The following is a 26,877-nucleotide window of genomic DNA, read 5'->3' as shown; positions in this document are numbered from 1 at the left end:
TCTTAAGTTCTGCAAAAAAGTCTTCCTGGGCACGCGGATTGGCTGCCCCGCCGACTGGACGCTGCTTGCCTGCGCCAGTCATTTCACCCGTATCGGAGCCATAGGCAGTTTTACGGCTTTCCGAAGACATCTGCCTGTCAGTTGAAACTTGTATATCAACGTCATGGGAATCAGTTTCAACCACAGCGTTTTTGGCAGTACCTGATGACCCCGATACATTAACCCTCGACGGACTGCCAGGGATGCCGGTCGTGACGGATTGCTCTTCCAACAGAAGGCCAGTCGTCTTTGCCCCCGTCACCTCACTCAAAGAATCATACTGCTCGGACTGCGACAGCACAGCGTGCGGCAGGGTTTGACGGATGTCGAGAGCAAGTCTGGTTGGTTTGAATGTATCCGACACGCCTGTCACAACTTGTGATTCGACACGGTCAACAGACCGCAAGGTTGAGTCGGACGTAGTTATTGTAAAACCGGAAAAATTCGTCCCGGTACCTTTCGAGTGAGTCTGGCCATCAATCGAATCGCCCCCCACGCCCGTGTTTTGACAAGTCACAAGCAAATCGCTGACGGACTGCGGGGATCGCATATCAAGTAATTTGTCTATGAGTTTAGTTTGGGCGAGCATTGCCTCGCCTAAGCCATTCAAGTCAACATTTTGGGTAACCGCGCCAGTGCTCAAGTTGACATTCACGTCACCGCTGCCGCGTCTGTCGGCGCTAGCGTCAGTTCGGGTTTCTGGTTGCCACTGACTGCTCTTCTTTGACTCGCGAGGCTCAACGGTTTGCCGTTGGAGATCCAGCTGTGACAGTGTAATTAGCACTGTATCAGTGAGCGATTGGCTGTCGCCTGCCAACTTCGCGCTTAAGAGCTGCTTTGCAAGCGTACTGTTTGCTGGACTGGATGCATTACCGTGCTGGCTGATCTGGTCGGCGGTGGTTTGATCGACAGTGACACGATGAAATGCCTGATAGCTTCCGACCAACCCTTCCTTCAGATACTTGCTATGCAGCATGCTTCTGGCATGGTCATGAGCATTCGGAGTGTTTTTTACGAGTTTATCAATAGCCTGCGTCAACAGTAGTTGCGAAGCATACGGACGACCATCCTTTATATTATTATGAGCGATGCAAGTAGGAACAAAATCACCATTAGAAGTATGTTTCTGGTGATATTCGCAGTAGGTTTGCCCTAGAGAATCAAGGCGCTTCTGCAGTCGCGCGACTTCACTGGCATCCGCCCCCGGCATGCCTTTCAGAAGCATGAGATTTATCGCAGTTTCTTGCAGATAGCGAGCATCCGCACCAGGGTTATTTGAAATCAAGCTCGCTGAGTTTTTATTTTTGAACGTGGCTTCACACGCTTTTTTTGCAAGATCTGCATAAGCGGCATCCTTGCTGATTAACGTCTCCTGAGTTATTTTTTTCAACTCTACTTGACTATTTTTTGCTTCATTCAACGATGCACCGGTTAGTGTCAACAACGGCGTCCCTTCCATGACGGAGGACAACTGCGGTGTTGAAACCGCTCTTGTAATGGTCATATTAACTTCCACTTATACAGACATGAATGCCTTACCCCCCCCTACGCAAGCGGGAGATAAAGGCTATTGTTTTTGTAGTAACATTCTGCACTGCAACATGAATCGTAAACCATAAACCAGAGGTTACAACTCACGCCCTAAATGACTGGAGCACTTTTACTGTATTTTAACTACTGAACGGCACTAACTCTATTTCCTATATATCTGCAGGATGATTGCCAGGCCTCCCTGGTTCCAGCTACTCTGCTATCTCAACCCATTCGGCTCCACTCGTCGCGTCATTGGTCTTTTAAAATCAAGCATTGCAAGAGCTGTAAGGATCGTATCGTTAAGTGAGTCGCTGGTACATTTAGTACGGGCGCTTGCAAACAGCGCCTCAATGCTAGCATTCACCACCGCACTACCATTTCCATGCTGACTGATATTGCCAGCTGACTCCACGTCCAATGTAATATCATGATCTTTCTGAAAGCGCTCAATCAATCCTTCTTTCAAATAGTCCTCATGCAGCCTGATTCGAACCTCCTGATAAACACCAGGAATAGTTCTTATCAGCGAGTTCAGCTCTTGGAGCAAGTCCTTATGCAGCTTATAAGGCGTTGAATTATCCATATTGCGACTACTGACAAAAGAACGAATCTCTTCACCTGCACGATAGGATTTATTGAAATCCTCAAAGTATCTCTTTCCTAAGCCATCGAGAAGCTTCCCTAACTTTTCATACCTTTTCGGATCGCAGCCCTGCATACCATTCAGCAAGAACATGTTGATTGCCAGATCTTGTAAGCATTTAGCATCCACTTCCTCACTGCCCATAATCAAGCGCGCGACATCACTTTTAAAACTAGCTTCACACGCTTTTTTTGTCAGATCTTTATAGGCAGCATCGGCACTGGTAAATACAGCACCAGGCAACTTATCCAACACCACGGAGCTGTTCCTGGCCCCGGACAACAACGCCCCTGTGATACTCAAAGCAATCGCAGGATTCATGACCGCTGAAGAAATCTGCACTGGTGAAACTTTAGAAAACCATGGCACACGACTGTCCTATCACGAAGAGATATAAGCTTTGAGCACTTCAGCAAACGAACTTAATTGAGAGGACAATATCTTATTAAAATTTTCGTAATAAGAATTAGCATTGCCATATTTAGTCGTAAACACTTGCAGCTGGTTTTTCAATTCACTTTCCTGACTATTAAAACCTGTCTGCCACGCTTGAAACTTCGCTGAGTCCCATTGGATATCTCCAGTTGGAAGACTGTCGCGCATTGCTTTAATTGGCGATAGATCCATCATGACGACATATTTTCCGCTCGCATCCTGCACGACGGAACTTGGATCCATTCCAAATGTAGCCGCCCATTTCAATGCTTCCTCCCGACTGACACCGGTAATGCTGCCGTCTGCGTTAGGCGCAGGGAACAGAATCCCTTGAGGCATCGCCGAATATTTATCGATCAGCGCTTGCAGCGCAATACGAAATCCGGGATCAATCTTTACGTCTTTGCCTTCATTCGCGCCAGTAATCCAACCGCCCATTTTGCTCGTGACGGCTTCGTTGAACTCCTTGAAGAACGCGGAATATTTGGTAATCAGGTTTTCATAGATGCCCAGATACCCTTCGCGGATGAATGTGATCATCTCGATCAGTTCGGCAAAAAAATCGTCCGAGCCAGCTGCGTTTGCCTGTAAGTTCATTTCCGGTGGTGTCGTTGGAAGACCCGGAGCTTTACTGGCTGAATCCTGAATCTGTGCCTTTACATCCTCCAGGGACTTGCCCTCGGTAGCACTGACAGGCATCTTCGCCAAGCCTTCCAGAATCATTTGAACCTGGTGGGAATGGAGGTGAGTCGCCTCGATGTTTTCATTCATCGCCTGGATCCGCGGTCCAATTGGACCGGAATTCAGTTGATTGGCGGCAACACGAGCCTCAGCCAAACGTGTATTCAAGCTCAACAATTTGTCGGAAACCTGTCTGTACAGCTTGTCAGCACCACCTTCGGTCAAGGCCGGTTTGACTTCTGTACTTGCCGCTTCAGCTGTATCTAGTTTTTCGGGCGCAGGAGGGATGATTGAAGAATGTGCAATAGAGGCCGAAGGAATAGTTGGTATCATTTTCGCCCCCTATTACACGCGAGCTGAAGCAATGGTGCCGCTGGCCGCGTTGCGTCCGTCCAGAACCTGCTGGAAAATTTCCAGTAACTTCATCAGCAACGATGCATCTTCCGATATACCCTGATTCGCCGCATCACTCACACCTCTGTTGATGCCCTGCTCTGCCTGGCGGTTTACCTCATCATTGCGGTATGCGGATTCTCCCAAACGCAGGATCGCTGAAAGACCGGCACTCAGCGACCCGCCCACGCCCATGAGCGCATTACCCTTGATGATGTTTCCTTCTATTGTCTTTTGAGCCAATTGACTCTGCAGGCGCGAATCTTTGGCTGAAGCCAAAGACTTCTTCAAGACTGCCTCCAGCGAAGACCTTTCCTCTGGAGACAAATGCTGGGCATCTTTCTGTGCCGTCAATACCGTGTTGTCGCCATCTGCATTCGCCCCCCTGGCGGTCTTGGGCCCGGATGCCATTTTCGCCTGATCAAAGGCCTTCAAATCCTGACGCGCCTGCGCAGCCTTAGCGTCAAATTTTCGTGCGTCCGCCTGATTGGTCTTGATATCAGTGTGTCTCTGCCCATGCCCTTTAATTGACAATGCAGCACCACCGACGGTCAAGCCTCCCGTGACGATGGCTCCCACCACCGCGGAGTACATTACGGATTCGCCAGCCCTGATGATGGAACGACCCTGCTCCTTTGCTGAGTCGTAGGCGAGCTGTGCAAAGATACCGCTCATTTTCGCGCTGCTTTCCCGCGCAATGTTGACAGCAACAATAGCGGCTATCAGTACACCAACATGTTTTTCCCAGCTCGATGGGTCGAAGGTCAGAAGATCTCTCACCACGGCAGGACCATCCTCTTCTTGGTGAGCCACGGCCGCGAGGAACACGTTCATCATGGTTTCCGAGTCGACCTCGGAAAATTGGGAGGTGTCAAGGTATTGCGCTAGTTCGCGATTACTGAGCCCTTCTATTCTGGCCTTTACGCCCGATACTGCGTTCAGCACCTGTGTATCGACTTTGTTACCCACTGTCGTTGCATCAATAGATTGCTTTGAATCCACTGTTGCCTTTTCAACCAACGGCAGTCCAACTTCCGTTGGTTTAAAAAGAGTAGGCGTCTGCAAACCGATAGTAACTGGCATATCTAATTCCTCTTAATCAAATAAAGGCACACACAAAGCAAATTCAGATATTACGAGCAATACTCATACTGGTACTGTCCGCACTCTGCTGAATACGGGACAGTTGTTTGATGTAGTCATTCTGCGTTTTCATCGCCAGGTCGAACGACTCGACAGCCTTGTCAAGATATTCTTTCATGGCTTCGGAAATAGCCGTTGTGATCTTGATCTCTGCCTGATGTTCGGCAGCCCGCCCCTGATATATACCGGAAGAGACACCCAGGCCGGTTTGTGTAATAGCACCCGCCGCCTGGGAAACGGCAACCCCGATATTCAGCCGCGTAACCAGTAAATTGGTATTAGCCACATTCAGACCTAATGAGGACTGTATCTTGGTCAGCACCTGGGTCATCGCTTTACTGGCCGCGCTGGCTACCTGTTTAAGAATATCAGGGACCATTTTCGAAGCCATTTTGCCCAGCATCTCGCCTAATTTGGCTGCCACCTTAGTGGCGGCGCCTTTGCCCACGACGGCCACTACGACGATGATCACAATGATGGCCACCGCGGCAATCACTGCGCCGATGATCGACCCGGCCATTTCCGCAGCCTTGGCTTCAACTCCCAGACTCTTCAATGCACTCGTGATGGCTTTACCAATCAGCTTCATCAGAGGCCCCAGGACGTGATCCATGAACGGTTTCATGATTTCCTGCATGAAGGAAACCCCGGTGGCCGCCTTGATGACTTCGTCCATCACCATCAACGCCACACCGACAGCAGCAAGCGCCAGGCTCGCGCCACCAGTGAAGACTGCGGCAACCACACTGATGATGGTCAACAGCGCGCCGAGTATTTTGCCAATACAGCTCATGGCTTTACTGACCGCTTCAGCCTTCTCGACGTCTTTTCTGTATTCCTCTGCCTTGACTTCCAGATGCTCCTGACGAACAGCCTGCATCGAGCGAAATAGCTCCTGATCGGCCTGGATTCTGGATTCTGCGGAGTCGCCCATCAATTCGGCGAACTGCGTCATCAACAACAACATTGTCGCGGCAGCATTCAGCTGGGTTTTCATACTTTCGGCGATCTTGTCCGCCATGGGTTCCTTGCCGGTCAGCTCCTTTGCCAGCGCTTCGGCCTTTTGCCCGGCGGTACTGGCGGTAGCGAGTGCTGCCTGATGTGCGGATTTCGCCGCGTTCAAAAGTTGATTGGCCGTGTTCAATTTCGCGAGCGCCGCCTCATGGGCGAGCAGGGCTTGCTTATGTTCCGATGTGCCAGGTGTTGCTTTATCGAGCCGTTCTTTGGCTTGCGCCAGTTCCTTTTGCGCGTTTTCGACACCGGCACTGGCATGGTCCAGTTTTTCCTGGATTTCTTCCGTAGCGCCCACCGCACTTTTAAACTCGGCAACCGCCTTCTGATAAGCTTCGGAACGCGCCAGCTGACCATCCGCCATGCTTTTGGCACTACTTCGCAAGATTTCCAGCCGGTTTTTCAAGCCTTCCGTACTGACATCACCGAGCAACCCGATGAGTGAGGCCATCAGATAAGTAAAGCGATCCCCCTCTGTTTGTTTTCCGCCGTCGGCACGTGGCGCAGGGGCTTCAAGGCGTGGTCTTTCGGCTAAGACTGCACCTTTGGTGTGTAACGGGTCGGTGTAGGAGACTGTTTTCAGGTCCGCAAGGACTGTATCGGCTGCTCGAAGAAGCACCTTGGTATTTGCCGCCTGCGAGGCCGCATCGGCATATTTGGACCTCCCTGCAACGCCAATTGCCTCATCCCTACTGGGTGGGCCCGCCGGAATTGCAAAAGGGGCATGACTCTGGCTGATGTTTGTCATTATGGTTATTCCTCAGAATGATCAGTTTCAATATGAGTCAGCGCATCCAGATAGCTTTGCGCCTGACTTCGCATATCAGGGTCCGTTACATATTCCAAAACATATTCAAAACATAACTTTGCTTTACCCGCACGACCGAGAGCGAGTTGACATTGCCCGGTATATAACATTGGCCGATAGTCATGCTTTCCATGAGCAAAAGCTACCGCATACAAATCCACAGCCTTTTTATAGTTTTGCTTCAGTTGATTAACAGCCGCAAGACTCATCCAATACTGAGGATTGTAAAAATCATAAATACACAGAAAGTGGAAAAATTTCTCCGCATCGTCCAGGCGTCCCTGCTCATAAAACTCATGAGCAAAGGCATATAGACTCTCCATCTGTTCATTACTGATGCCGCGTAAATCCTTTAGGGTTGCCCCCTCTAGAACGGCCTGCGTAACTTGCTCGGCAATTTGATCTTGTTTGTTCGATTTTCGCCTACTCACGCATTCACTCCTACTCTGTCGCCAGCGCGGCTGACGAAGTCTATTTAGCCCGCATCCAAAAAACCGGACCGCCAAAAAGCGCTCAAAAATGAATTTTTGCGCAGCTGCTTTGTTGCAGGCCCCGTCATGCCTGTTCCACTTGCTCCAGCCAGATCAGCAACCGCAGGACATTTTCAATCTCTTCCATCTGAATGAAGGAGTAACGTTGATGTGTCCGGAATATTCTCCGGGCAAGCGGGATATCGGTGATCACCGGCACCCCCACCTTTTGGGCGTACGCCCGCACTGCCAATGCACGCTGATTGGTTTCCATTAATGAAATGAAAGGCCTCAATGTGACTTCCGGACGGAAATAGATGCCAACGGCAATGTGTGTCGGGTTCGCGACAATGACTCTGGAGCTACGAATATCGGACTTCACTTGTTCCGATAGCAGCTCCATATGCAGGTTACGGCGACGGCTTTTGATTTCCGGGTTTCCATCCTGCTCTTTGTGCTCACGCTTGACGGATTCTTTATCCATCATCAGGTCCTTGATATATAACCAGTATTCAGTTAATGCATCGAGGGCCACTATCAGCAGGATACAGCCAATAAACGTAATAATCAGTACCAATAACAGGTGCGCCCAAATGGAGAACAAGTCCTTTGGCGCGGCAAACAGCTGAGCAAATATCAACTGACGCTGGGTAGTCCATAAAACCCAGAAGGCGATGACAAAACAAGCAAGATATAAAACTGCCTTAACCGTATCCTTGACGGTTCTGAGGCTGAAGATTTTTTTAAAGCCACTGATTGGATTGAGCGCACCGAGATTTAACTTCAAGGCTTCACTGGCCAGAGATAGCCCAGTCAACACCAATGTGGGTACCGCAGCGGCGGCAAAGCAAATCACTATGATCGGCCCCATGATTCCAAGCATGAGCCAACCCAACTCGGCTGCGTAGGCTGGTAAATTTGCTTCGTAATTCGAGGCGATGATTCTCTTGTAAACCTCCATGACCTTCATCAACTTGGCATCGTCGATCAGGTAAACAATCCCGAATAACATGAGGCAGGTTGTTGCAAGGTCCTTGGCTTTAAAGGTCTGGCCCTTTTTTGCAGCATCGCGACGTTTCTTGTCCGTGGGCTTTTCTGTTTTCGAAGCGCTCGACATATCAAGGCGACTCTGGATTTGCGAACCATTGAGGCAGTTGGAACAACTGTCCGCCCATACGTAAAATTTCCTCCGGTATGTGGGTACCGAAATAAAGGAGCAGTACTAACAGGGCAATAGGCCCCTTGACGGTGAGCGAAACGGAAAATGCGTTCATTTGAGGGGCATAGCGCGAGAGCAATCCCAAAAGCGCCTCTGTCAACAGCAGGACAGCAACCACTGGAGCGCTGATAATCAAGGTTTTACTCACTAGGTTGTCCAACAATCCTAAAAGTGGTTCCAGACGAAACTCACACAGCGTCGCGGGGGAACAAAGCGCATAACTGCCTCCCAGCGTTTGTACCAACAGGAGCATGCCGCCGCCTTCGAGATAGATTACTGCTGCGAAAAGATTAAGGAAGTTGGCCATTTCCGAAGTATCCACGCCGTTAGCGGGATCGATGGTATTGCTCAACATGGCACCACGCTGGTTATCAATGAGGTTTCCCATTGCATGCAGTACCCAGCAGGGCCAGGACAACAGGCAACCCAGTATCAAACCGATACCCACTTCCCGCGCTATCAGTCCATAGAACCCGATGCTGTCCATGGACGGAAGGTTTTGTGTGCCATAAGGCCACAGTGCCATTCCCACCAATACGATCACGGCATTGCGCGTGGAACCGCCGAGCACTCCGTTATTGAGAAACGGCAACATGAAAAACACCGGGGCTATACGGGCAAAACACAGCGTGGCCCCGGCCAACCATGTATGCACTTCAAAAAACAGGCTGGGATTCATAGATCACTTCAACGCGAGGTTTATGACTTCCCGGCTAAAGTTCAGCAGCGTTTCACCGTACCAGCCAGAAAGCAAAAACAGACAGATGGAAACAGCCAGCAATTTGAAACCGAAAGGTAATGTCTGCTCTTGAAGTTGAGTAACCGTCTGAAATACACCAATTATCAAACCCACTGCAGTAGCAACAACCACCGGCCACGCGGTCATGATAAGTATCAGGTACAGCGTTTTATTGCCCGCAAACACCAGGTCGTTCATTGCACATTACTCACAGGGCAACATCAAGATATTGCTGAACCAACCCGGTAGACAGCAGCGACCAACCGTCAAGCGCAACGAATAAAACCAGCTTGATAGGAACCGAAATAATCACAGGGCTCATCATCATCATGCCCAGCGCCAAAAGAATGCTGGAAATCACCAGATCAACAATGACAAAGGGCAAATACAGGTAAAAGCCGATTTTAAAAGCAGCTTTTATTTCACTCAGTGCATAGGCTGGCAACAGTGCGAACAATGAAGGCTCGCCCCCCTCTTCGATTGTTTCGGGGTAATCACCTTCCGCCATTTGTGCAACTTGGGCGCGATCGAAAAAACCCGCCAGTTCGGGATCGGTATATTTAGCCAGGTACTGACGATAGCCTGAGAGACCATTTTCAGTGAAATCTATCACCGCCTCCACGTTGTTGAAAGCAACGCCGTTTTCCTTGTAATAATTATAGCCCTGCTTAACAACTGGGCTCATCACAAATACCGACAACATTAGCGCCACGGCGTTGAGCGACATGTTGGAAGGAACCTGTTGCAGCCCAAGAGCATTTCGCACCACAATGAATACGATGGAGAATTTTATATAGCAAGTTCCCGCGGCGACCAGAAAAGGCATCAGCGATGCAATCGCCAGGAGCCCTATCATTGAAATGTCATTCATAGCGTCGTTTCCGCAAAAATTTCATGCAACTCGACACCGAGATGCTCATCCATCTGAATCAATTCACCCATCGCGAGGGCCCTTCCCCCTACTCTGACCTCAATTTTTCGAATGACTTCGGAATCTAAAGGCAATACTGTCCCGGTCATTAGCTCATTAAGCTCCAACAAACTTATAGACCGCTCCATCAGAACAAATTCGAGTTTTACCGTAACATCTGCAAGTGGAGCTTCAAGCGCCATTGCATTTGTAGAGTCAGTGTCGTATTGCATACTCACGCCCTCTTTAACAATAGTAAACGAGCCAACACAGCGATCGGCCACAACAGATCTATTCGCCTGTACCGCTATGCGTACGACATCTCCCGGCGCGAGGCACCTCAACTGTCGCTCTGTCAACATACTTGTCCCCAGGTAACAGCACAGCATCAGTGGCAGCTGCTGTAACCAGGGCTGAACTGAGTGTTGGCGATGAGTTGCCTTACTGGGTGGAGTCAAAATCCACAATGGACATTGTTTGGTCGTTATGACGGCAAGTTCGCCGCATGACAACTTAGCAGTATCCATTAATGCAAATTCGAATAACCGATTATAATCAAGTAGCTCCATTCCTATTTCTATTGGCCACTCTACCGCCGAAAACAGTGATAGCGCGTCTTCGTCCGTGACGTTGCCAGGCAACAATTCCAAAAGTTGCGGCAGAACGCCAGCGATCCACTGCCCGGGCTGAACGATCCCTTGCCATAAACCTTGGGAACCTTGTGCCCAAAATGTTATATAGCGCAAATCCTTCGCAAGCTTTTCCTGCCGTACTTCATATTCGCTATTACACCAGTGAGCGAAGGCTCGCTGCCGGTCATGGTCGCCGGAGTTAATATTGCGCAACTCAAGCTTACGCTTCACACTTTGGCCTTCTGCAATACCAGCTCTCGACGACTGTCGTCTCCGGCGCTCTCATCGGACTCCTCGGATGAGGACCGCTGCCCTTGGTCCTGCTTGTCTTCGTGATAATCCGTCAACCGCCACCGGGGCTCATCCAGGAACTGAACGCTATCACGCAGCAAACTCGAAACATCTGCATTGTTAGTACTTAGCAGTAATTGTTGCGGAGCTTCAGCAGTCGGTTTGTTGATGATGACCTGACCAATCACCTCGCCTTTACTGAAAGGGACCTTCAAGTAACCAGCGTTTTCACCCGGCAAAGGCATTTCCGCTAATGGGATTGCAGGCAAAGGCAGATTATCAGCTCCAGAGCGAAGCATTACGGTCGGGGCCTGTGCTGTCATTGGCGAAGGCTGACCCTTTTCACCCGATACCTGAACGAGCATCGATAGGGCTTGTAGATTGTCGTCATCCACCTGCGGGATCTGCTTTACCACGCTCAACGAAATGTCGGGTACTGCAATGTTCGTACTGGTTTCAATTGTTGCCATCAGTGGAACATCAGGTGCTATTACCATCGCTGTTTGAGTTGTCGATAGCGATAACGAAGGGCCTGCTTGAGTTACCGGTTGCGATAACGAGGGACCAGATCCCGTTGCAGCAGCAATTACAGCAACAGGCAATTCTGTTTTGGCCTTAGGTGACTTTGCAGCTTTCACAATCTCCCCTTGGCTATCGCTGACAGCCATAGCCAGCGTGCGTGGATGTTTGGGCTGAATTTGCGCCATCAACATCAGTGCCCCTTGAGGAAGATTATCTAGTTCATGATGATCTTCCTCAGGCAAAAGTACTGGCTCAAAGCCGTCCTCTAGGGGACTGAGTTCTGAAAAAAGCTCTTTGCCTGGATCGACCGCAGGACTCAATATTTTCATTTCACACCCATTAATAGCTCTTCCACCTCGTTTTCTTCACTGCGTCGTTGGCTAGAACGGCATTCGCCAAGTAAGCGACAATGAAGTCCCGTGTACAGCACCCCTTTTTTTTGTAACTTTTGATACTGCAATTCCAATTGCTGAATTTGCTCGCATATCTCCTTGTACTGCTCTTCTACCCGTGCCCGCTCGAGCCCCGCAGTACTCAACTGTCGACGGATTACTGCCTGGTGTCTCATCCAGGCACGCAACTGCGAATGATCAAAAAGACCACTAACCGTCTGATGACCTTCTAATAGCTTTTGCAATGCCCGCACTTGCGAATCAATCTCGCCCAACTCATTGCTCAAAGGCACCAGGGCCTGCCTGGCTCGATTCAATTTGCGCTCGCTTTGCAATTGGCGGTGCTCCCCGACCTGTAACAAACGACGCATATCAACCAATGAGGTCATACAGACTCTCCTGCGACTCTTCGGGTGAAGACTTCTCATCCATGGGCTGCTTCAACCAATCGGCCAACGCCTCACGACGATCGACCGCATAATCGTTATCCAGGTTTTCGCCAGGCCGATACTCTCCAAGATCGAGAAAAACCTGTAAGTCCTCGAGACGCGTAAGCACTTCACGTGTTCGTGTTGCCAGTTGCTGTTGGTCGTCGTCGGTAACTTGATTCGCGACACGGCTGGCACTACGCAATACATCGATGGCGGGAAAGTGCCCTTTGGCAGCAAGCTTGCGACTTAAATAGATATGTCCATCCAGGATCGAGCGGATTTCTTCCGCCACTGGATCGGGTTCATCATCGCTTTCGAGCAACACTGTATAGAACGCTGTAATGCTTCCCGAAGCTGTGACACCGGGACGCTCCAGTAATCGCGGAAGGCTGTCGAACACAGATGCGGGATAACCTCTGCGCGCAGGCGTCTCGCCCGCCGCAAGTGCCAGATCGCGACGCGCTCGCGCGTAACGTGTCATCGAGTCGATGAACAGCACGACCCCATGTCCCAAATCGCGGAAGTACTCGGCAATCGCTGTAGCCTGAAGTGCCGCATTACAGCGATCTACCGACGAAAAATCAGAAGTCGCATACACAACAACGCACCGCGCACGCTTGGATGACCCCTTCAGATATTCGATGAATTCAGTTACTTCCCGACCACGCTCACCAATCAGGCCGATCACGAAAACATCGGCGTCACTATGGGCAATCAGCATATTGATCAACGACGTTTTGCCCGATCCTGCCGCAGCGAAAATGCCCATTCGCTGGCCAATACCGCACGTCAGCAAACAGTCGATAACACGAACACCGGTTATCAACGGTTCGCGCACCGCACGACGTTGGTGGTAAGGAGGAGGATCGGCATCGACCACGCAGTCCTTGACATCGAACCCGACTGTTTCTGCCAACCGTTCGACTATCACACCTTGCGGATTGACCACGCTCCCCAACATTGAAGAACCACACTGCAAGCCGAGCGTAGCGCCAGTGGGCAGAATCAAGGAGTCCCGGGACAATCCCCGGGAATCCCCCAACAAACTCAGCAATACAGCGTCCGGCCTGAAGCCGATAACCTGAGCTCGTGCCGTAAACTCATTGTCGCGCCAATGCCTGCGCACCTCACAGACTTCACCAATGACCACGTCGCGCAGCGCCGCTTCAACAATCGGCCCGTTCAAGCGCAACGGATGAGCCGCATAGCGCTCCAACCGAGTCATTTTCATCAGCGAACGACTTCGCACAATTGCGTCAGGCTTTCCAGATACGCATCAAGCGCATCAGCCAATGCCTGGGGGCTTTGCGTAACTTGCGGGCTCAACAGCACACGAACCTCGAGCATGTCACCAACGTCGATCAATTGAAGTTGTTCATTGCGTGCAAATCGAAAACCTTGCATCAGGAAACGCAATAAGCCTTCCGAACGGTGAGTAAATAGCATGGCTGTTGATTCCACTAAAGGACTCCAGAACCACAGCTCATCGTCAATCATGGCGACATTGACCCTCGGTAAACCGACCATATCGAGTTCAATCGTGCTGTGCCCGTCAAAGCTCCCGATCTGTTCATTTGTGCAACCACTCAACTCCAACGCGTTACGCAAAAGTCCGGCTATATCAAACTGCTGCATACTTCACCCTAAATAGTCTTTATTATATTTACAGAAATGGTGTCGGATATTTCCCCAAAGGAAATAACATCCAACTCACGAAATCGACTTTCAATCAATTTTTTTATGTAACGCCGAACATCAACAGAGGCCAGCACCACCATATCCTTTTGCGGAATATGTAAAGTATCCAAGCCGACCGCCATTAGATCCATCAGTTCTTCGACAGCGGCTGGTTCAAGATTGAGAAAGCTGCCACCTGAAGTTTGCCGTATTCCTCGCCTTACCGAATCTTCGAATTCAGGCGACAACAGCAATACACGCAAGTCATTGCCACTGGCGAATTTGTTACTGATGTACCGCGCCATTCCACCGCGCACATGCTCAACCAGCGCAATGACATCCTTTTCCCGGGATGCCCAATGTGCCAGAGACTCGAGAATGAGCTTCATATTACGAACCGAAATACGCTCTGCAATGAGACGCTGAAGAACTTCAGCTACTTTTTGCACCGTGGCGTGTCGATAAACTTCTTTGAGCAAGTCGGGGTAGCGCGACTCCATTTCATCAAGCAGTGTTTTGGTTTCCTGCACACCGAAGAATTCGGAAATATTACGCGCAAGCAATGTCACCAGGCAAAGATAGAACTCATCATAGGCCGGACGCAATTGATAATTCAGACTACTCAATTTTTCCTTATCGCTGGCCAGCGCCCATATGCTGCGCAACTTGCTACTGTCTACACCTTCGATCAGAGACAGTCCCAAGTGCAAAACTTCAGGAGTGTAGTTAAGCACCCGGAGTCGATCAAAATGGATATCAAACTGGTCAGCACGTACCTCATTGATCAACACGGCTACTTGCCCTTCCGGCAGAGCATCGGTACCGCGCAATTGAGGTTGAGGTATACGAATACCAAAGTCGATAAAGAACTGGCTACGGAAACGCTCAGCAAGTTGCGCCCCGCGCAACACTTCAAGTTGCGCCACAGGCACCAACAACATCAATGCGACTGTTTCGGTTGCCATATCGTCGACATTTTCAACCAACCCCAAGCCACCTTCCGGAGTACCACTGCCAGAAGCCGGGTTATCGGCGGCCATTGGCCCCTCGGACTTTTTCGCTTTGCGCCAACGGAAAAAAATCACCGCCCCCAATGCGCACGCCAGTATCACAAAGACAGGCATGGGAAAGCCTGGCAATATCCCCACCGCCACTGCGAGTATCGCCGTAATCCCCAACACGAAAGGGTTTCCGATCATCTGGCTCATCATGTTACGACCCAGATTCGCATCGTCGCCATTAACACGCGTGACGATGAAACCTGCGCCGATAGCAATCAACAGCGCAGGAATCTGCGCAACCAGACCGTCACCAATTGTCAGCAATGTGTAGGTGGACAGTGCCGTTGACATATTCATGCCCAACTGGCCGACACCAATCGCGATACCGCCAATAAAGTTAACAAAGATGATAATAATGCCAGCAATGGCATCACCCTTAATAAACTTCATTGCACCGTCGAACGAACCATACAGCTGACTTTCACGCTCTAATATGCTGCGACGCTCACGGGCTTCTTTAGCATCGATTGCACCCGCCTTGAGATCGCCGTCGATACTCATTTGCTTGCCTGGCATGCCGTCAAGCGAGAAACGAGCAGCCACTTCCGCAACACGTTCGGAGCCCTTAGTAATTACAATGAACTGTACAATTGTAACGATCGAAAAAATTACAAATCCGACGACCAGACTGTCACCAATAACAAAATCACCGAATGATGCAATAATTTCACCAGCATCCGCCTGAACCAGAATCAACCGACTGGTACTGATGGACAATGCCAGGCGAAAAAGTGTGGTAATTAGCAAAAGTGCAGGAAATGTTGAAAAACTAAGAATCCTCTCAATATAAAAAGACCCCATAAAAATCAGGATGGAAATTACGATATTCAATCCGATCAAGAAGTCTACCAACGGGGTTGGCAATGGAATAATCAACATCGCGATGATCATTACCATCAGCGTCAGAATCAATAACTCCGGACGCGAGGAAACACTGCGCAAAGCTTTGTTAAGCATAGACTATCAGGCCTGGGGATCTAAGGGAGTGACACGCTGCACAAGGGCAGCATGGCGATCGAGGGTCTCTTGGTTGAATACAAGTTCAGCCAACTGCGAGAATTGATCGCCAATGCGCATCAAGGCCTCGTCATCGGTGAACAGTTCTACGGGTAATGAAAGACACGACAAACGTAAAAACTGCAACAGTTCCGCACAGTCACGAGATGCCATCAAGTGCATTTGGTTACCGAAGACCCCTTCCAGCATACTCTCAAGATCATCGGGATATTGCAAAAGACCGAGCAAGAACACAAGCCAGTCAGGCTCATTGGAATTATGCTGTTTTATGACGCCAACCTGTAGAACACGTTGCATGAACGTATTATCGGCTGAACGCAATCTTTTCAACATTGCAAGTCTACTTAACAATTGACCAAACTCTTCCCGGGAACAACTCGGGTCCAGTGAATCAATATCCGTCAACAGTGCCATCTCTATGAATTGAAGTACCGAGCCTCTGTGCTTATATCCATAAATCGAAATCCAGTCCTCATACGACTCAACCGCACTGCCGTCTGTCTCCAGAAAGGAGCGATAGGTATCGCGCATAAGCGTCGCGCGCAAATTCAGCGCCTTGCCAAACATCTTCGCCTTGAGTGCGCAGTTGATACCGGCCTTCAGTCGCTTGGCAGGCGCCTGATCCACGACCTGTTGCAGCAAGTTCTCCAGGCGCTGCCGGGCCGCTTGCGGCAACTCTTTGCGGCGTAACAATTCACGCAGTACCAAAACAAGATCGCTGTCATCCGGAAACAACGCACGAGCCTGCTGCAGCAGCCACTCAATACTTCGCTCACTTTGAGCGACGAGTGCCTGGATTTTGGTCACATTCGGGATCAGCTCCTCAGCCAGCACACGTTCGAAGCTCTCCGCCTGACCTTCGAACCTGCTCCCAAAGTCACCGCGACGGCGAAATTGGGAACGCAACACAGCCGACATTTCATCACTGTTTTCAACGAAACGCTGAACGACCGCGGCTGGCGAATCATCTTCTCTGGGCTCATCGACTGGCGCGGGCTGCGCGTTGTCGCTCTTGAACAAAAGATGCGATTGAGAGGGAAATCCAGAGATAGAACTCATATCAAGGCTCCATGGCGCGCAATACTGCGCGGTCAGCACTGTCCCGCCCAACATTTCCTATGACTCGCGCACCAATTTGCGCAGCCCCAGGTTCGAGTGACGCATAAAGTTCTTTTGGCTGGATCAGAAACACCCTTACCGTGTTGGAATCGCGTTTCTGCCTGTAGCTGAAAAGTTTGCCCAGAAAGGGAATGCTTCCCAGCACAGGAATTTTCCTTATCTGCTCGCCACTTTCATCCCGGGTAAAACCACCGACCAGCAAACTCTTTCCACGGGGTACCCGCGCCACGGTACTGATTCGGGTACGACCCACGGTAGGCAGTGAATTGGCGCCGGGGTTACTGCCCCTGTCACGCGGGGTATCGACTTCGCTGCCATCCTCAATATTGAGGTCCATTTCGATTTCGCCAGAACCCGAAATACGTGGCAGTACGCTCACCAAAGTGCCATAAGTCACCTGTTCGAGCGACACGCTGCGCTCGCCAATAAGTTGGGTATAAAAGGTACGGTTATTGTCAAAAATTGCCGGCACATTTTCCTGCGTCAATACGACAGGCCGAGATACAACCTTCGCTCGTTTGGTTTCTTCCAGTGCCGATACGGCAGCCACAAATGAATTACCATCGAGCGTACTCAGAGACCCGCCGTTCAGCGAGCCGGAAATGCTCGAGCCAATACTGAATGATCCCTTCCAATCCACACCCAACTCATTCAAATTGTTTTTTTGCAGATCGATAATCCACAAAGAAAGCTCAATATGACGCTTAGGTTCATCCAGGGCCGATACCAGATTTTCGATAAACCGCACTTGTTCCGGCAACCCTTTGACTAAAAGGCTATTGGTGTCCGGATATGCGACGACTCGAATATTGCCGGCGCCCGACACCGAGAGGCTATCGCGCGCAATAACCCGCGGACGCTCATTCAAACCATCCACTGATTCGGGACCGGCCAATCCTCGCAATGGAAAGTCGGGCATCGCACCTCGTCCCTCTTTGCTTACTTCGACCTCTACATCGAGCTTTTCCCCTTTTAGAAGTACCTCAATCGAAGTCGCTATTCCCGGCACGACAATGCTTTGATCACGCAACTCGTAAGTACGATCACCGACAAACGTGTTGCGCAAGTGGATAACTCCGATACGCTGCTGGCCCAATTGCAGATCCGCACCCTGACTATCCATGAACTGCGCAGCCTGCATGACCAGATCGACATATAAGGGCGGTCCGGAAACATAGAAAGTTCGCAAGCCATCGTTTCGCAACGGATAACGAGGATCGAAAAGCCCCGAGCGGCGCAAGAACGACGTCAGCTTGTCGACTGTTATTGTATTCAGCGAAATAACTTTGCTCTTGGCTTCCGCAGCCTCATACATATAGAGCGTCTGACCGTCGCTGTACCAGATCAATGCCATCTGCTGGGTAATACGTTGCAGCGTTTGCTGCGCATCAGAAAACGAAAACTCACCACTGATGCTCCGCCGAGCGACTGCCTGGCTTACGACTATCGGCTTGCCCAAAGGCGCGGATAGCGCATCGAAAAACGCGCGCAAGCTTTCTTGCCTCGCCACATACCCTTCTCCCGGTCGAACGACATCCACAGCAGCGAGCGCAAGTACCGGCGAGAGGCAGCTCAGCGCGATAGCCATCCGGGTAAAATAAACCTTTAACTTCATGTATTTATTCACTTGAAAGGCGAATGATATCCACCAGGTGACTCGGCGCCACGCCGACAAGATCTCTAATCTCCTTCGAAAAATGAGAAGAAGAAGAGTAACCATGTTCATAGGCAATAGAAGTCAGTGAGTGTGCGCCTTCGACCATACTCAAAAGAGCCTTGGCGACGCGCCAATCACGCAGTTCGGACTTGGCTGTGCCACCCAAAGCTTGATGGCAAAGTCGACGAAAGTGCGAGACTGATACTCCATAAACAGGAGCTAAATCCTGTAATTTCTCTCCAGCAGACGCGTGCTCAAGCAAAAATTGGAGTAGTCGATAACTCTCGCTTTCACGCAACAAACAGGAGAACGCTTTATATACCGAGCTGTTTTTCCACGCCTGCGTGACATACCACGACTCGATTTCCATGGCAGACGTCTCGGATGTATCGTCTATTCGCAGCCCGCACAGAGGTTGAACTTGTTGGTTCAATAACGGCCTGGCGGCCCCGCAGTCGACAAAAAACTGCAACTTCACCAGACACGCCGGGGTTGGCATTACATGCGCCATACCAGACAACCTGCGCACGCCCGGACGCGTTGCCAAAAGACCGTGCCAGCCAGGCGGAAAGCACCATTGCAAGCCGCTGTCACGGTGTGCCAGGCATAGAGGCGTCAGACCATTTCGCACCCGCAAGACCTGTGTGTGAGACCCCACAGCCAAATCCCAGTCTTCGAGCCATGTTTCTTGATCTACCAGGCTATCTGGTTGCACTTGTGCCACCTCATCGTCCGAAGGGTCCAAATTGGATCTTCGTTAATCCTGAGGGCATGTGCTTCATCAATCTTGATGAAAATATGATGAGATTGTGATCAGATCAGGAAATGGGCAGCGACATCAGAAAATGCCACCTACACTGGCCCTCCTTCCAAATATCCAAACGTCGCCAATGACATACTTCGGAGCCTCATTACCTCCTCTGCTGACAAAATTGTTTTTTTGGTCTAGACGCTCTGCGATGAGCTTATCCGCCATGACGCGGAAACTTCTTACAACGCATCAAGAAACTCTACTTCACCGGCGCAGAAATGAAGACAAGGTTTATCAATCTACTCCCGGCGCATCCGGGGATGTGTAATCTTCATCAAACATTCCGGACACGGCACTATAAGCTTCGATTGAAACTCACCAACTGCCCGCCCATCTGAACTTTAGCAACCGTAAAGTTTAATGACCCAGCTCATCCCGATAATAGCAAACTACTGAACCTCACTTTGAGCATGGCGTTCGATAGCAGTACCAAAATTCAGCATTTCCTGTGTTAAACGCGATACCGATCGCTGCAGCGCTTGTTCACCCTTTTCGGCTCTGCATACCGCTTCCAACTGTTGACAGGCCGCGATCAGCCCATGCGCTTTAACAATCTGCACGCCCCCTTTGATTTTATGGGCCAGGTCTGCAAGTGCTTGCAGATCCTCCTCGTAAAAAAGTGCAGCCAGCCTGACCAGGTCATCCTGATTGCATTTTGCCAGGTCCCGAAGCAGAAGCTTCAATATTCCCGCATCACCACGAACCAGTTCTGCCAAGCTGGCAATATCCATGGTTTCGGCTGACTCAGGCACTCCTGGGCTCATTTCGGAAGTAATACTTGCCTCCACAATCGAAAGTCGTCTTTCTAATTGTTTGAGACTAATCGGTTTAAACAGGCAGTCATCCATGCCCGCTTCCAGGCAGCGATTTTTTTCTTCCGACTGGGCATTTGCAGTAAATCCCAGTATCAGACAACGAGGCTTACCCTTCGCAGCCTCCTCTTCCCGTATTGCCTGGGTTAACACGAAGCCATTCATTATCGGCATATTGCAGTCGGTGATAACCACATCGACTATATTACTGCGCCAGGCCCGCAGGCCCTGATCGCCATCTTCCGCCTCGATGACCCGATGCCCCAGGAAGCCCATCTGCTTGGAGAGAAGCAGCCGATTGGCAGGATAGTCATCGACGACGAGAATATTGAGTACCTGCTTTGGAAGTTCAGCTTCGTAGCCAGGCTGTTCCACGATTAATTCTGGCTGGAGAATGGGCAGGTCCAACATCACCTCGACTTGTGTACCCTTGCCCAACTCGCTGCTCAAGCTCAATTGACCGCCCATCATTTCACACAAGGTCCGACTGATAACCAACCCAAGGCCCGTACCGGAACGGGCTGATTGATTATTGTTGTTGGCCTGGACAAAAGGACTGAACAGGCGCTGTTGATCTTCCTGGGAAATCCCTCTACCCGAATCTTCAATACACAAGCGAACCGACAGATGAACATCGTCAGAAGTGGGCAGAACCTTAAGGCTCAGACGAACTTTACCCTCTGAGGTAAATTTGATCGCATTGCTCAACAGGTTAGAGACTATTTGCTTGAAGCGTAAAGGGTCGATCAACACCTCGCAGCTGGCAGCGATATCGAGATCCAGCTCCAGTTGCAGGCACTTCTGTCGTGCCAGCCCCTCGAACATGCGCCTCAGTGATTCAACCAGGTCGCACAAATTGGCCCGCTCCGGCGCTAGAGAAAGCTTTCCGGATTCTATTCTGGCAATATCCAGAATATCTCCTATCAGCGCCAGCAAACCCTGGGCTGCACCGAAAGCGACTTCTATATCAGAACGGTCGAGTTTTCCCTGATCAGCGCTTTTGAGTGCCAATTCGAGCATGCCGATAACAGCGTTCATCGGCGTGCGGATCTCATGACTCATGGTCGTCAGAAAGATACTCTTGGCCCGATTGGCGTCATCCGCATGATCCTTGGCCTCTTGAACCAGGCCCATCAATCTCTGTCGTTCGCTGACATCAATCCAGCCGGCAATGACCCCAATGACTACGCCGTCAGTGTCTTTGTAGGGCAACATCCAATGGTAAACAGTCATCTCCCGTCCGTCGGCAGTACTCAGCAAACGGTCTCCCAGTTTGGGGGCACCATCGCGAACCACTTCAAGGTATTCGTCCTGAAAGGCAAGCGCTGCGGATGGATCGATAGCAGGGAAATCAGAAATGCGTTTACCCAATGACTCAGTAGAGCTCAAACCCAACACGTCCAAGTAAGCGGAGTTGCAAACCAGCATTCGGCCTTCGTGGTCACGGACATAAATGGGATGGGGTGTACCATCAATCAACACGCGCATGAATTCCATCTGGTTTTCCAGTGCCAGCTCGGCCTCCTCACGCCGGCGGATCAGTCTTCGCAGATAGGCAATCCATACTAAAGCTATGAGCAGTAATCCTCCGGCGACAGAAAAACCTTGAACAATTGCTGCGCGATTTCGCAGCCAGTAACTGTTTTCAATCACCACTTCGCTACGCCACCGATTACTCAGTTCTCCCATTTCTTCCGGGGAAATACTCAGCAGTGCCTTGTCCATGATCGAATAGAGTTCGCGGTCACTCCCTCTGATCACAAAGGCCCCCAGTGCCGGCTCCGCACCGACTGTACTGGTGATTTGCAAGCGATCACGGTAATGCTGTGAGATCAAGTAACGGGCACCGATTAGCGAGTGAACCGCTGCGTCGGCCTTGCCATTGGCAACCAGTGCCAGGGCCAGCCCAGCATTGTTCACATAAGAGGTCTTGATCAGTGGAAAGTTACGTGCCATGAACGCTTGCAAAGCTACTCCTTCCACAAGCAACAGCTTTTTGCCAGCCATATCGTCCAGGGTTTCTGGAGCGTCCGCTTCAGTGCGGCTGACCAAAACAAAGGGAGTTGTCAAATAGGGCCGCGTGAATCGCTTATCTCCCTCAGCCTCGACATTCGGTGTCAGCACCGCCAATACATCGACTTTATCTTCATTGAGCTGATTGGCATTCTTGCCAATGGCGATGTCACGTGAAACCTCGAATTTCAAGCCGGTACGCAGACTAATCCTGGCCAGGACGTCAGCGATAATTCCGCGAAATTCACCCGTCGAATCAAAATATGACATCGGTAACAAATTCTCGGTAACTGCCAGCCTTACTTTTGGATTCCGCTCCAGCCAGCGTTGCTCCATTGCACTGAAATGCAGTTGATGGTGCCCCGACATCCCCATATCACCAGCACCCCAGCGACGCGAAATGGCCATCCGCTCGGCGACAGGAATAGAGACTAGTGCTCGATTGACGATATTCAGCAAGCGACTGTTATTGCGCGAAGTAGCGAAACAGAAACGGCTGCCTTCCAATCGAGAAAAGTGACTCAACTGGACGTTATTCAGGTAATTCCTGCTAATTAGATAGTTAGCGCTGATCGCGTCACCGAGATAAACGTCGGCTTTGCCGAATGCGACAGCACCAAGGGCACTCAAGGTAGAAGGATAAAGTTCGAGTTTCGCTTTTGGGTAGTAATCTCTTACCATGTGCTCAGGTAGATAGTGGTAGAGCATTGCGACTTTCTTATTGGCAAGATCCGATGGCAAGATCTCTTTGAAATCGCTGCGGGTAACCAATGTCGACTGATCCTCGGCGTAGGGATCCGACATTATCAAGTCAACATCTATTGCTTCATAACCGTTCGCAGTACCCAACAAATCCAGTTCGCCATCCTTTAAAGCACGTATCGCCTCCGGCCGGGAGTTGAAACGCCGAATGTCCACCTGAATACGTAAACGATCAGCGAGCAGGCTGGCATAATCGGCGGTTAGACCTTCGTAGTTTCGACCGTTAGTGGTTATGTCGAAGGGTGGATAATCAGGTGCAGAGATCCCCAGTCGCAATGTCTTTTTTTTCTTTAGCCATGCTCGGTCCGACTCGTCCAACTTGAAGATACTGCTGTCTGCTTTCGACCGCCCAAGCAGTTGCAGTGCTTCCGATTCAGCAACTGCAGGGGACATGGCGAATATCGGGAACAATACCAGATGCAAAACCAGACAAGTTCGCACAGAAATATTCATCAGATTAAATTATTTCGTTTTGCCAGTTCCGACAGATGAACCAAAGAGCTCACGTTGAGCTTTTCGATCAAGCGAATTTTATAGGTACTTATTGTCTTGTTACTGAGCAACATGGCCTCGCCGATTTGTTTATTACTCAATCCTTTGGCGAGCTGTTGCAGAATACTTAACTCCCGATCGGAAAGACTATGTATGAGTGTCAGCTCTGAGGTATGAACATCTCTTCTTCTGACGGAATTGAGATTCAAATCAGGAAAGAAAGTATAACCGGACTTGATCGCGTTAATTGCTTTCAGCAATTCACTGGGATCGGCAGTTTTTGATACATAGCCAGCCGCTCCCGCGTTCAGGCAGCGTAAAGAAAAAAAATCGGCCGACAATGAAGTTAGCACCAGAGTTTTCATTGACAACTCCATGGCGGAAATTCGGTTTAATACCTCTAACCCATCGACCTTTGGAAGAGAGAGATCAAGCACGATGAGATCCGGCGAATAATCACGAGCAAGCTGCAACGCAGCCGAACCATTATCCGCTTCGGCAACCACCTCAAAATGCTCTTGTTTGAGGAACACTTTTAGTGCAGAACGAATGAAGGGATGATCATCGACTACCATTGCTCTATGCATTTAGACCTCCGAAGGGTACGGACAACATGCGGTTGTAAATGTAAAAACTGATCTTTTAGCGCGTAATACCTGCCTCGACAGCATCGCTAACGGCCCTATCGCCTTATCCACGTACTGAAAAAGCCGTGGGATAAGCTAAGCGCCAACCCGCCTTTCCTGAGCCCAGAGAAAATCCATATAAAAATCCGGGTATGTATGCCTCTCCTTGACCGGCCCAATCGCCCCAGCGCACGCACGATACACTCTGACAGGAGAAGTCCGAATCTTAATTAGGAAATTTCCTGAAATAATGTGTGTAATTTCTTGTCACTCCGCAGGAAACTTCTGAAGAAGACTTCGAAACAGTGATTTTGACGTAGCAAAATTGCGCCAGGTTAAACCGTCAAAAAAACCGCGAAATACGGGGTATACCGTCTGTCTCTCAGCTGTCGCTACATTTAATTGGAGCACACTCGGCGGACCAGCAACCGGTATCGCACAGTCCTGTATATACTGCCAGGAACACCTATCCATCGATTGCCCCGATATTCCCCGGACAAACCTCCAGGCTGGCGCAATTGCTTTGCACCTGATCAACTGAAACAGAACCATCGACACTTCTGAGGTGTCGATGGCAACGTTAAAGCTCTTAATCTCCATGGAAACTTCGGAAAGGCTGACCGATCTGTGGATCTGATGTCCCCGCTGAACCTAAGGTCGCGGTAGGGATGGCAGTTACCTGTCCCCCCTCCCCCCCCCGCACAGATCCGTACGTGCGGAACTACCGCATACGGCTCCTGCCTCGGGTATGTGACGCGAAGCGATCCTCAGGGTAAGGATGTGCATTTCTGGGTCTAGGTATAGAGGTCTGCAAGGCGTCCATAGCGTGACCACTGGAGTCGTTACGCTGGCTGCGTCGCTTGAGGGTTTGCCGCCATAGACGGCATACCGCCAACCGAAAACCACCAAGGCGTATCAGATTCCCCGGCACCGCGTGGTAATTGAAGTACCCGCTGACCACCCGGGTAAGCCACTGGCTCACGACTCGAACCGGCTTATGACGTCGGCGTTTCAGCTCATCCCGAATGGCCAGCAGCGTCGCACGCATCCGCTTCTTGACCGTCAGCCGCAGTATTTGAAACCCACCGCTTCTGTTGGTACTACAACAGTGTGTGAAGCCCAGGAAGTCAAAAATCTCCGGTTTACCCAAGCCTCGCTTCCTACGATTTCTCGCAGCAAAACGACCAAACTCAATCAGTCGTGTTTTCGAGGCATTGAGGGACAATCCGAACTTGGCCAAGCGCTCCTGCAACTGCACCAGGAACTGCTGAGCCTGCCATTGCATCCTGAAACCCACCACGCTGTCGTCCGCGTAGCGCACAATGCATCCAGCGCATCGTGCTGGCTGCGTCCCGGCCGAACCCCGTATGAGAATCCCAGAAAGTCCTCTTCATAGATCGCATTCAAAACGATAACGACCGCCTGTTGTACGACCTTGTCCTCCAGAGAGGCAATACCCAGCGGGCGCTGCCTGCCGTCGGCTTTGGGGATATAGACCCGCCGCGATGGCGTTGCACGGAAGGCTCCACTGTGGAGCCTTCCGTGCAAATCGGTCACCCGCTGGAGAAGACCTTCCTCATATTCTCGCCACGACATGCCGTCCACACCCACCGCAGCATCGCGGCGCAGCGCAGCGCATAAAAGCTCTGCGCCAATAAATGCGGTGTGATGTGGTGCAGCAATGCCGTGAACTGCATGCCCTTGTTCCTTCGGGCTGTTTCACGTACACCTTCAAGTCCCATCGACGCGCAACTGATCCGGCTCTGTGTCCGGGACGCAAGGGGCCTGTCGGTGTTTCCCTTGGCTACGTCCCTTTTCTCCACCATCTCCGCAGGGCTTGGCCCCTTGTTCGATGGCCTCTCAGGTACTACGGACGTATCCGACTTCTCAGCGACGTAGGCAACAGGGTTACGGCTTTTGGCCTTTCCTGCTCCGCCCGGTGCTTGCGCATCGGGCATCGCTGAGATCTCCCCGTTTCTGTGCGAAGGACTTCCCGACGTGCACAGGGTCTCCGACCGCGCGGGATCAGAGCATGACTGGCGTATAACGTCATGCTCCGTGCAGAACGGTCGCGGAGGCAGCCTGACTTTCAGTGACCAGTTCACTTTGGCGGTGCCGCGAGGATGGCGGCTTTGAATATGGGTTCATGGAGCGCTTAAAAACCATTCAGCTGTGATGCACAAAGACATGACATTCCTAAGAGGGTGTAGACAAAATCATGTAGTGAGTCGGCGCGCGAGTATGCGTGCTTCGGCCAGCCACACCCACGCCTCACTCACAGCGAACAACCGGTCGTGATGCATAATTAGTCGTCGAGCCCTCTCATTCCAGGCATGAGTTCGCTCCACTACCCAGCGCCTGGGCATCACCACGAAACCGCTCGGAGCAGGTGTTACCATGAACAGATCGCCTTGTTCTGAGTGCCATTGTCCTGTTCTTCTATTGTTTGGCCCCCGGATCACTTGAACGTCGACCGCGTGTGTTTGCTGCATGCGCAGAGCCCATTTTCCCGCGTAGGCACTATCGACGAAGAGCGTG

24 protein-coding genes are annotated in these 26,877 nt (G+C 50.7%); all 24 read right to left on the bottom strand.

The window, feature by feature from the left end:
- Nucleotides 1–1,543, bottom strand: a 1,543-nt coding sequence (locus CRO75_RS32915) for a hypothetical protein (RefSeq protein WP_160147543.1), incomplete at its 3' end; no start/stop codon positions are given.
- Nucleotides 1,544–1,789: 246 nt separating this feature from the next.
- Nucleotides 1,790–2,584: a hypothetical protein gene (locus CRO75_RS29180; RefSeq protein WP_143504189.1), complete on the bottom strand. Its 795-nt coding sequence runs from the start codon at nucleotides 2,582–2,584 to the stop codon at nucleotides 1,790–1,792.
- Nucleotides 2,585–2,596: 12 nt separating this feature from the next.
- Nucleotides 2,597–3,664 (bottom strand): IpaD/SipD/SspD family type III secretion system needle tip protein, encoded by a 1,068-nt coding sequence (locus CRO75_RS29175; protein ID WP_097139916.1) that lies wholly within the window; start codon nucleotides 3,662–3,664, stop codon nucleotides 2,597–2,599.
- A 12-nt stretch (nucleotides 3,665–3,676) separates the two neighbouring features.
- Nucleotides 3,677–4,807, bottom strand: coding sequence for an IpaC/SipC family type III secretion system effector (locus tag CRO75_RS29170; protein WP_239990674.1), 1,131 nt, complete (start codon nucleotides 4,805–4,807; stop codon nucleotides 3,677–3,679).
- A 43-nt stretch (nucleotides 4,808–4,850) separates the two neighbouring features.
- Nucleotides 4,851–6,626, bottom strand: a complete 1,776-nt coding sequence (sctE, locus tag CRO75_RS29165; RefSeq protein WP_097139914.1) for a type III secretion system translocon subunit SctE — start codon at nucleotides 6,624–6,626, stop codon at nucleotides 4,851–4,853.
- A 5-nt stretch (nucleotides 6,627–6,631) separates the two neighbouring features.
- On the bottom strand, nucleotides 6,632–7,117 hold the full coding sequence (gene sicA / locus CRO75_RS29160) for a type III secretion system translocator chaperone SicA (protein ID WP_097139913.1): 486 nt from the start codon (nucleotides 7,115–7,117) through the stop codon (nucleotides 6,632–6,634).
- A gap of 124 nt (nucleotides 7,118–7,241) precedes the next feature.
- Entirely contained in the window at nucleotides 7,242–8,273 is a 1,032-nt protein-coding gene (locus CRO75_RS29155) for an EscU/YscU/HrcU family type III secretion system export apparatus switch protein (protein WP_097139911.1), read from the bottom strand.
- A 1-nt stretch (nucleotide 8,274) separates the two neighbouring features.
- Nucleotides 8,275–9,054: a type III secretion system export apparatus subunit SctT gene (sctT, locus tag CRO75_RS29150; RefSeq protein ID WP_097139908.1), complete on the bottom strand. Its 780-nt coding sequence runs from the start codon at nucleotides 9,052–9,054 to the stop codon at nucleotides 8,275–8,277.
- A 3-nt stretch (nucleotides 9,055–9,057) separates the two neighbouring features.
- A complete protein-coding gene (locus tag CRO75_RS29145) occupies nucleotides 9,058–9,312 on the bottom strand; it encodes an EscS/YscS/HrcS family type III secretion system export apparatus protein (RefSeq protein ID WP_097139906.1) in 255 nt (84 codons plus the stop codon).
- A 10-nt stretch (nucleotides 9,313–9,322) separates the two neighbouring features.
- On the bottom strand, nucleotides 9,323–9,985 hold the full coding sequence (locus tag CRO75_RS29140; RefSeq protein ID WP_097139904.1) for an EscR/YscR/HrcR family type III secretion system export apparatus protein: 663 nt from the start codon (nucleotides 9,983–9,985) through the stop codon (nucleotides 9,323–9,325).
- Nucleotides 9,982–10,887, bottom strand: a complete 906-nt coding sequence (locus CRO75_RS29135) for a FliM/FliN family flagellar motor switch protein (RefSeq protein ID WP_097139902.1) — start codon at nucleotides 10,885–10,887, stop codon at nucleotides 9,982–9,984. Before CRO75_RS29135 ends, CRO75_RS29140 begins: the two co-directional genes overlap by 4 nt.
- The gene (locus CRO75_RS32725; RefSeq protein WP_143504180.1) at nucleotides 10,884–11,798 is read right to left on the bottom strand and encodes a hypothetical protein; all 915 of its coding nucleotides are present in this window, start codon (nucleotides 11,796–11,798) and stop codon (nucleotides 10,884–10,886) included. The genes CRO75_RS29135 and CRO75_RS32725 overlap by 4 nt, the downstream gene beginning before the upstream one ends.
- Nucleotides 11,795–12,250: a hypothetical protein gene (locus tag CRO75_RS29125; protein WP_158539511.1), complete on the bottom strand. Its 456-nt coding sequence runs from the start codon at nucleotides 12,248–12,250 to the stop codon at nucleotides 11,795–11,797. Before CRO75_RS29125 ends, CRO75_RS32725 begins: the two co-directional genes overlap by 4 nt.
- Entirely contained in the window at nucleotides 12,234–13,523 is a 1,290-nt protein-coding gene (gene sctN / locus CRO75_RS29120; RefSeq protein ID WP_097139897.1) for a type III secretion system ATPase SctN, read from the bottom strand. The genes CRO75_RS29125 and sctN overlap by 17 nt, the downstream gene beginning before the upstream one ends.
- Nucleotides 13,523–13,927, bottom strand: coding sequence for an Invasion protein B family (locus CRO75_RS29115; protein WP_097139895.1), 405 nt, complete (start codon nucleotides 13,925–13,927; stop codon nucleotides 13,523–13,525). The genes sctN and CRO75_RS29115 overlap by 1 nt, the downstream gene beginning before the upstream one ends.
- 8 nt (nucleotides 13,928–13,935) lie before the next feature.
- Nucleotides 13,936–15,987, bottom strand: a complete 2,052-nt coding sequence (locus CRO75_RS29110) for an EscV/YscV/HrcV family type III secretion system export apparatus protein (RefSeq protein ID WP_097139893.1) — start codon at nucleotides 15,985–15,987, stop codon at nucleotides 13,936–13,938.
- Between the two features lie 6 nt (nucleotides 15,988–15,993).
- Complete coding sequence (gene sctW, locus CRO75_RS29105; RefSeq protein WP_097139891.1) at nucleotides 15,994–17,106, bottom strand: type III secretion system gatekeeper subunit SctW; 1,113 nt, start codon at nucleotides 17,104–17,106, stop codon at nucleotides 15,994–15,996.
- A 1-nt stretch (nucleotide 17,107) separates the two neighbouring features.
- The gene (sctC, locus tag CRO75_RS29100) at nucleotides 17,108–18,781 is read right to left on the bottom strand and encodes a type III secretion system outer membrane ring subunit SctC (protein WP_097139889.1); all 1,674 of its coding nucleotides are present in this window, start codon (nucleotides 18,779–18,781) and stop codon (nucleotides 17,108–17,110) included.
- A gap of 4 nt (nucleotides 18,782–18,785) precedes the next feature.
- Complete coding sequence (locus CRO75_RS29095) at nucleotides 18,786–19,568, bottom strand: helix-turn-helix domain-containing protein (RefSeq protein WP_239990673.1); 783 nt, start codon at nucleotides 19,566–19,568, stop codon at nucleotides 18,786–18,788.
- A 455-nt stretch (nucleotides 19,569–20,023) separates the two neighbouring features.
- Nucleotides 20,024–23,674, bottom strand: a complete 3,651-nt coding sequence (locus CRO75_RS29090; RefSeq protein WP_097139885.1) for a transporter substrate-binding domain-containing protein — start codon at nucleotides 23,672–23,674, stop codon at nucleotides 20,024–20,026.
- Nucleotides 23,674–24,300 (bottom strand): response regulator transcription factor, encoded by a 627-nt coding sequence (locus CRO75_RS29085; RefSeq protein WP_097139883.1) that lies wholly within the window; start codon nucleotides 24,298–24,300, stop codon nucleotides 23,674–23,676. Before CRO75_RS29085 ends, CRO75_RS29090 begins: the two co-directional genes overlap by 1 nt.
- 760 nt (nucleotides 24,301–25,060) lie before the next feature.
- Entirely contained in the window at nucleotides 25,061–25,624 is a 564-nt protein-coding gene (locus CRO75_RS33625) for an RNA-directed DNA polymerase (RefSeq protein WP_345789176.1), read from the bottom strand.
- 268 nt (nucleotides 25,625–25,892) lie between these two features.
- Entirely contained in the window at nucleotides 25,893–26,036 is a 144-nt protein-coding gene (locus CRO75_RS33620; RefSeq protein WP_345789175.1) for a hypothetical protein, read from the bottom strand.
- Nucleotides 26,037–26,555: 519 nt separating this feature from the next.
- Nucleotides 26,556–26,877 (bottom strand): transposase (locus CRO75_RS29075; protein ID WP_143504172.1); only part of this gene is annotated, 322 nt, incomplete at its 5' end.

The sequence above is a fragment of the Pseudomonas sp. LAMO17WK12:I10 genome, assembly GCF_900215185.1.
GTDB classification, from domain to species: domain Bacteria; phylum Pseudomonadota; class Gammaproteobacteria; order Pseudomonadales; family Pseudomonadaceae; genus Aquipseudomonas; species Aquipseudomonas chlororaphis.
The sequence above is the reverse complement of the archived record's forward strand: the minus strand, read 5'-3'. Positions and strand labels throughout refer to the sequence as shown.

Excerpts from the sequence above, each read along its gene's own strand:
- CRO75_RS29175 (WP_097139916.1), bottom strand. The coding sequence starts at position 3,664 with ATGATACCAACTATTCCTTCGGCCTCTATTGCACATTCTTCAATCATC.
- CRO75_RS29170 (WP_239990674.1), bottom strand. The coding sequence starts at position 4,807 with ATGCCAGTTACTATCGGTTTGCAGACGCCTACTCTTTTTAAACCAACG.
- sctE (WP_097139914.1), bottom strand. The coding sequence starts at position 6,626 with ATGACAAACATCAGCCAGAGTCATGCCCCTTTTGCAATTCCGGCGGGC.
- CRO75_RS29155 (WP_097139911.1), bottom strand. The coding sequence starts at position 8,273 with ATGTCGAGCGCTTCGAAAACAGAAAAGCCCACGGACAAGAAACGTCGC.
- sctT (WP_097139908.1), bottom strand. The coding sequence starts at position 9,054 with ATGAATCCCAGCCTGTTTTTTGAAGTGCATACATGGTTGGCCGGGGCC.
- CRO75_RS29145 (WP_097139906.1), bottom strand. The coding sequence starts at position 9,312 with ATGAACGACCTGGTGTTTGCGGGCAATAAAACGCTGTACCTGATACTT.
- CRO75_RS29140 (WP_097139904.1), bottom strand. The coding sequence starts at position 9,985 with ATGAATGACATTTCAATGATAGGGCTCCTGGCGATTGCATCGCTGATG.
- CRO75_RS32725 (WP_143504180.1), bottom strand. The coding sequence starts at position 11,798 with ATGAAAATATTGAGTCCTGCGGTCGATCCAGGCAAAGAGCTTTTTTCA.
- CRO75_RS29125 (WP_158539511.1), bottom strand. The coding sequence starts at position 12,250 with ATGACCTCATTGGTTGATATGCGTCGTTTGTTACAGGTCGGGGAGCAC.
- sctN (WP_097139897.1), bottom strand. The coding sequence starts at position 13,523 with ATGAAAATGACTCGGTTGGAGCGCTATGCGGCTCATCCGTTGCGCTTG.
- CRO75_RS29115 (WP_097139895.1), bottom strand. The coding sequence starts at position 13,927 with ATGCAGCAGTTTGATATAGCCGGACTTTTGCGTAACGCGTTGGAGTTG.
- CRO75_RS29110 (WP_097139893.1), bottom strand. The coding sequence starts at position 15,987 with ATGCTTAACAAAGCTTTGCGCAGTGTTTCCTCGCGTCCGGAGTTATTG.
- sctW (WP_097139891.1), bottom strand. The coding sequence starts at position 17,106 with ATGAGTTCTATCTCTGGATTTCCCTCTCAATCGCATCTTTTGTTCAAG.
- sctC (WP_097139889.1), bottom strand. The coding sequence starts at position 18,781 with ATGAAGTTAAAGGTTTATTTTACCCGGATGGCTATCGCGCTGAGCTGC.
- CRO75_RS29090 (WP_097139885.1), bottom strand. The coding sequence starts at position 23,674 with ATGAATATTTCTGTGCGAACTTGTCTGGTTTTGCATCTGGTATTGTTC.
- CRO75_RS29085 (WP_097139883.1), bottom strand. The coding sequence starts at position 24,300 with ATGCATAGAGCAATGGTAGTCGATGATCATCCCTTCATTCGTTCTGCA.
- CRO75_RS33625 (WP_345789176.1), bottom strand. The coding sequence starts at position 25,624 with ATGCAATGGCAGGCTCAGCAGTTCCTGGTGCAGTTGCAGGAGCGCTTG.
- CRO75_RS33620 (WP_345789175.1), bottom strand. The coding sequence starts at position 26,036 with ATGCAGTTCACGGCATTGCTGCACCACATCACACCGCATTTATTGGCG.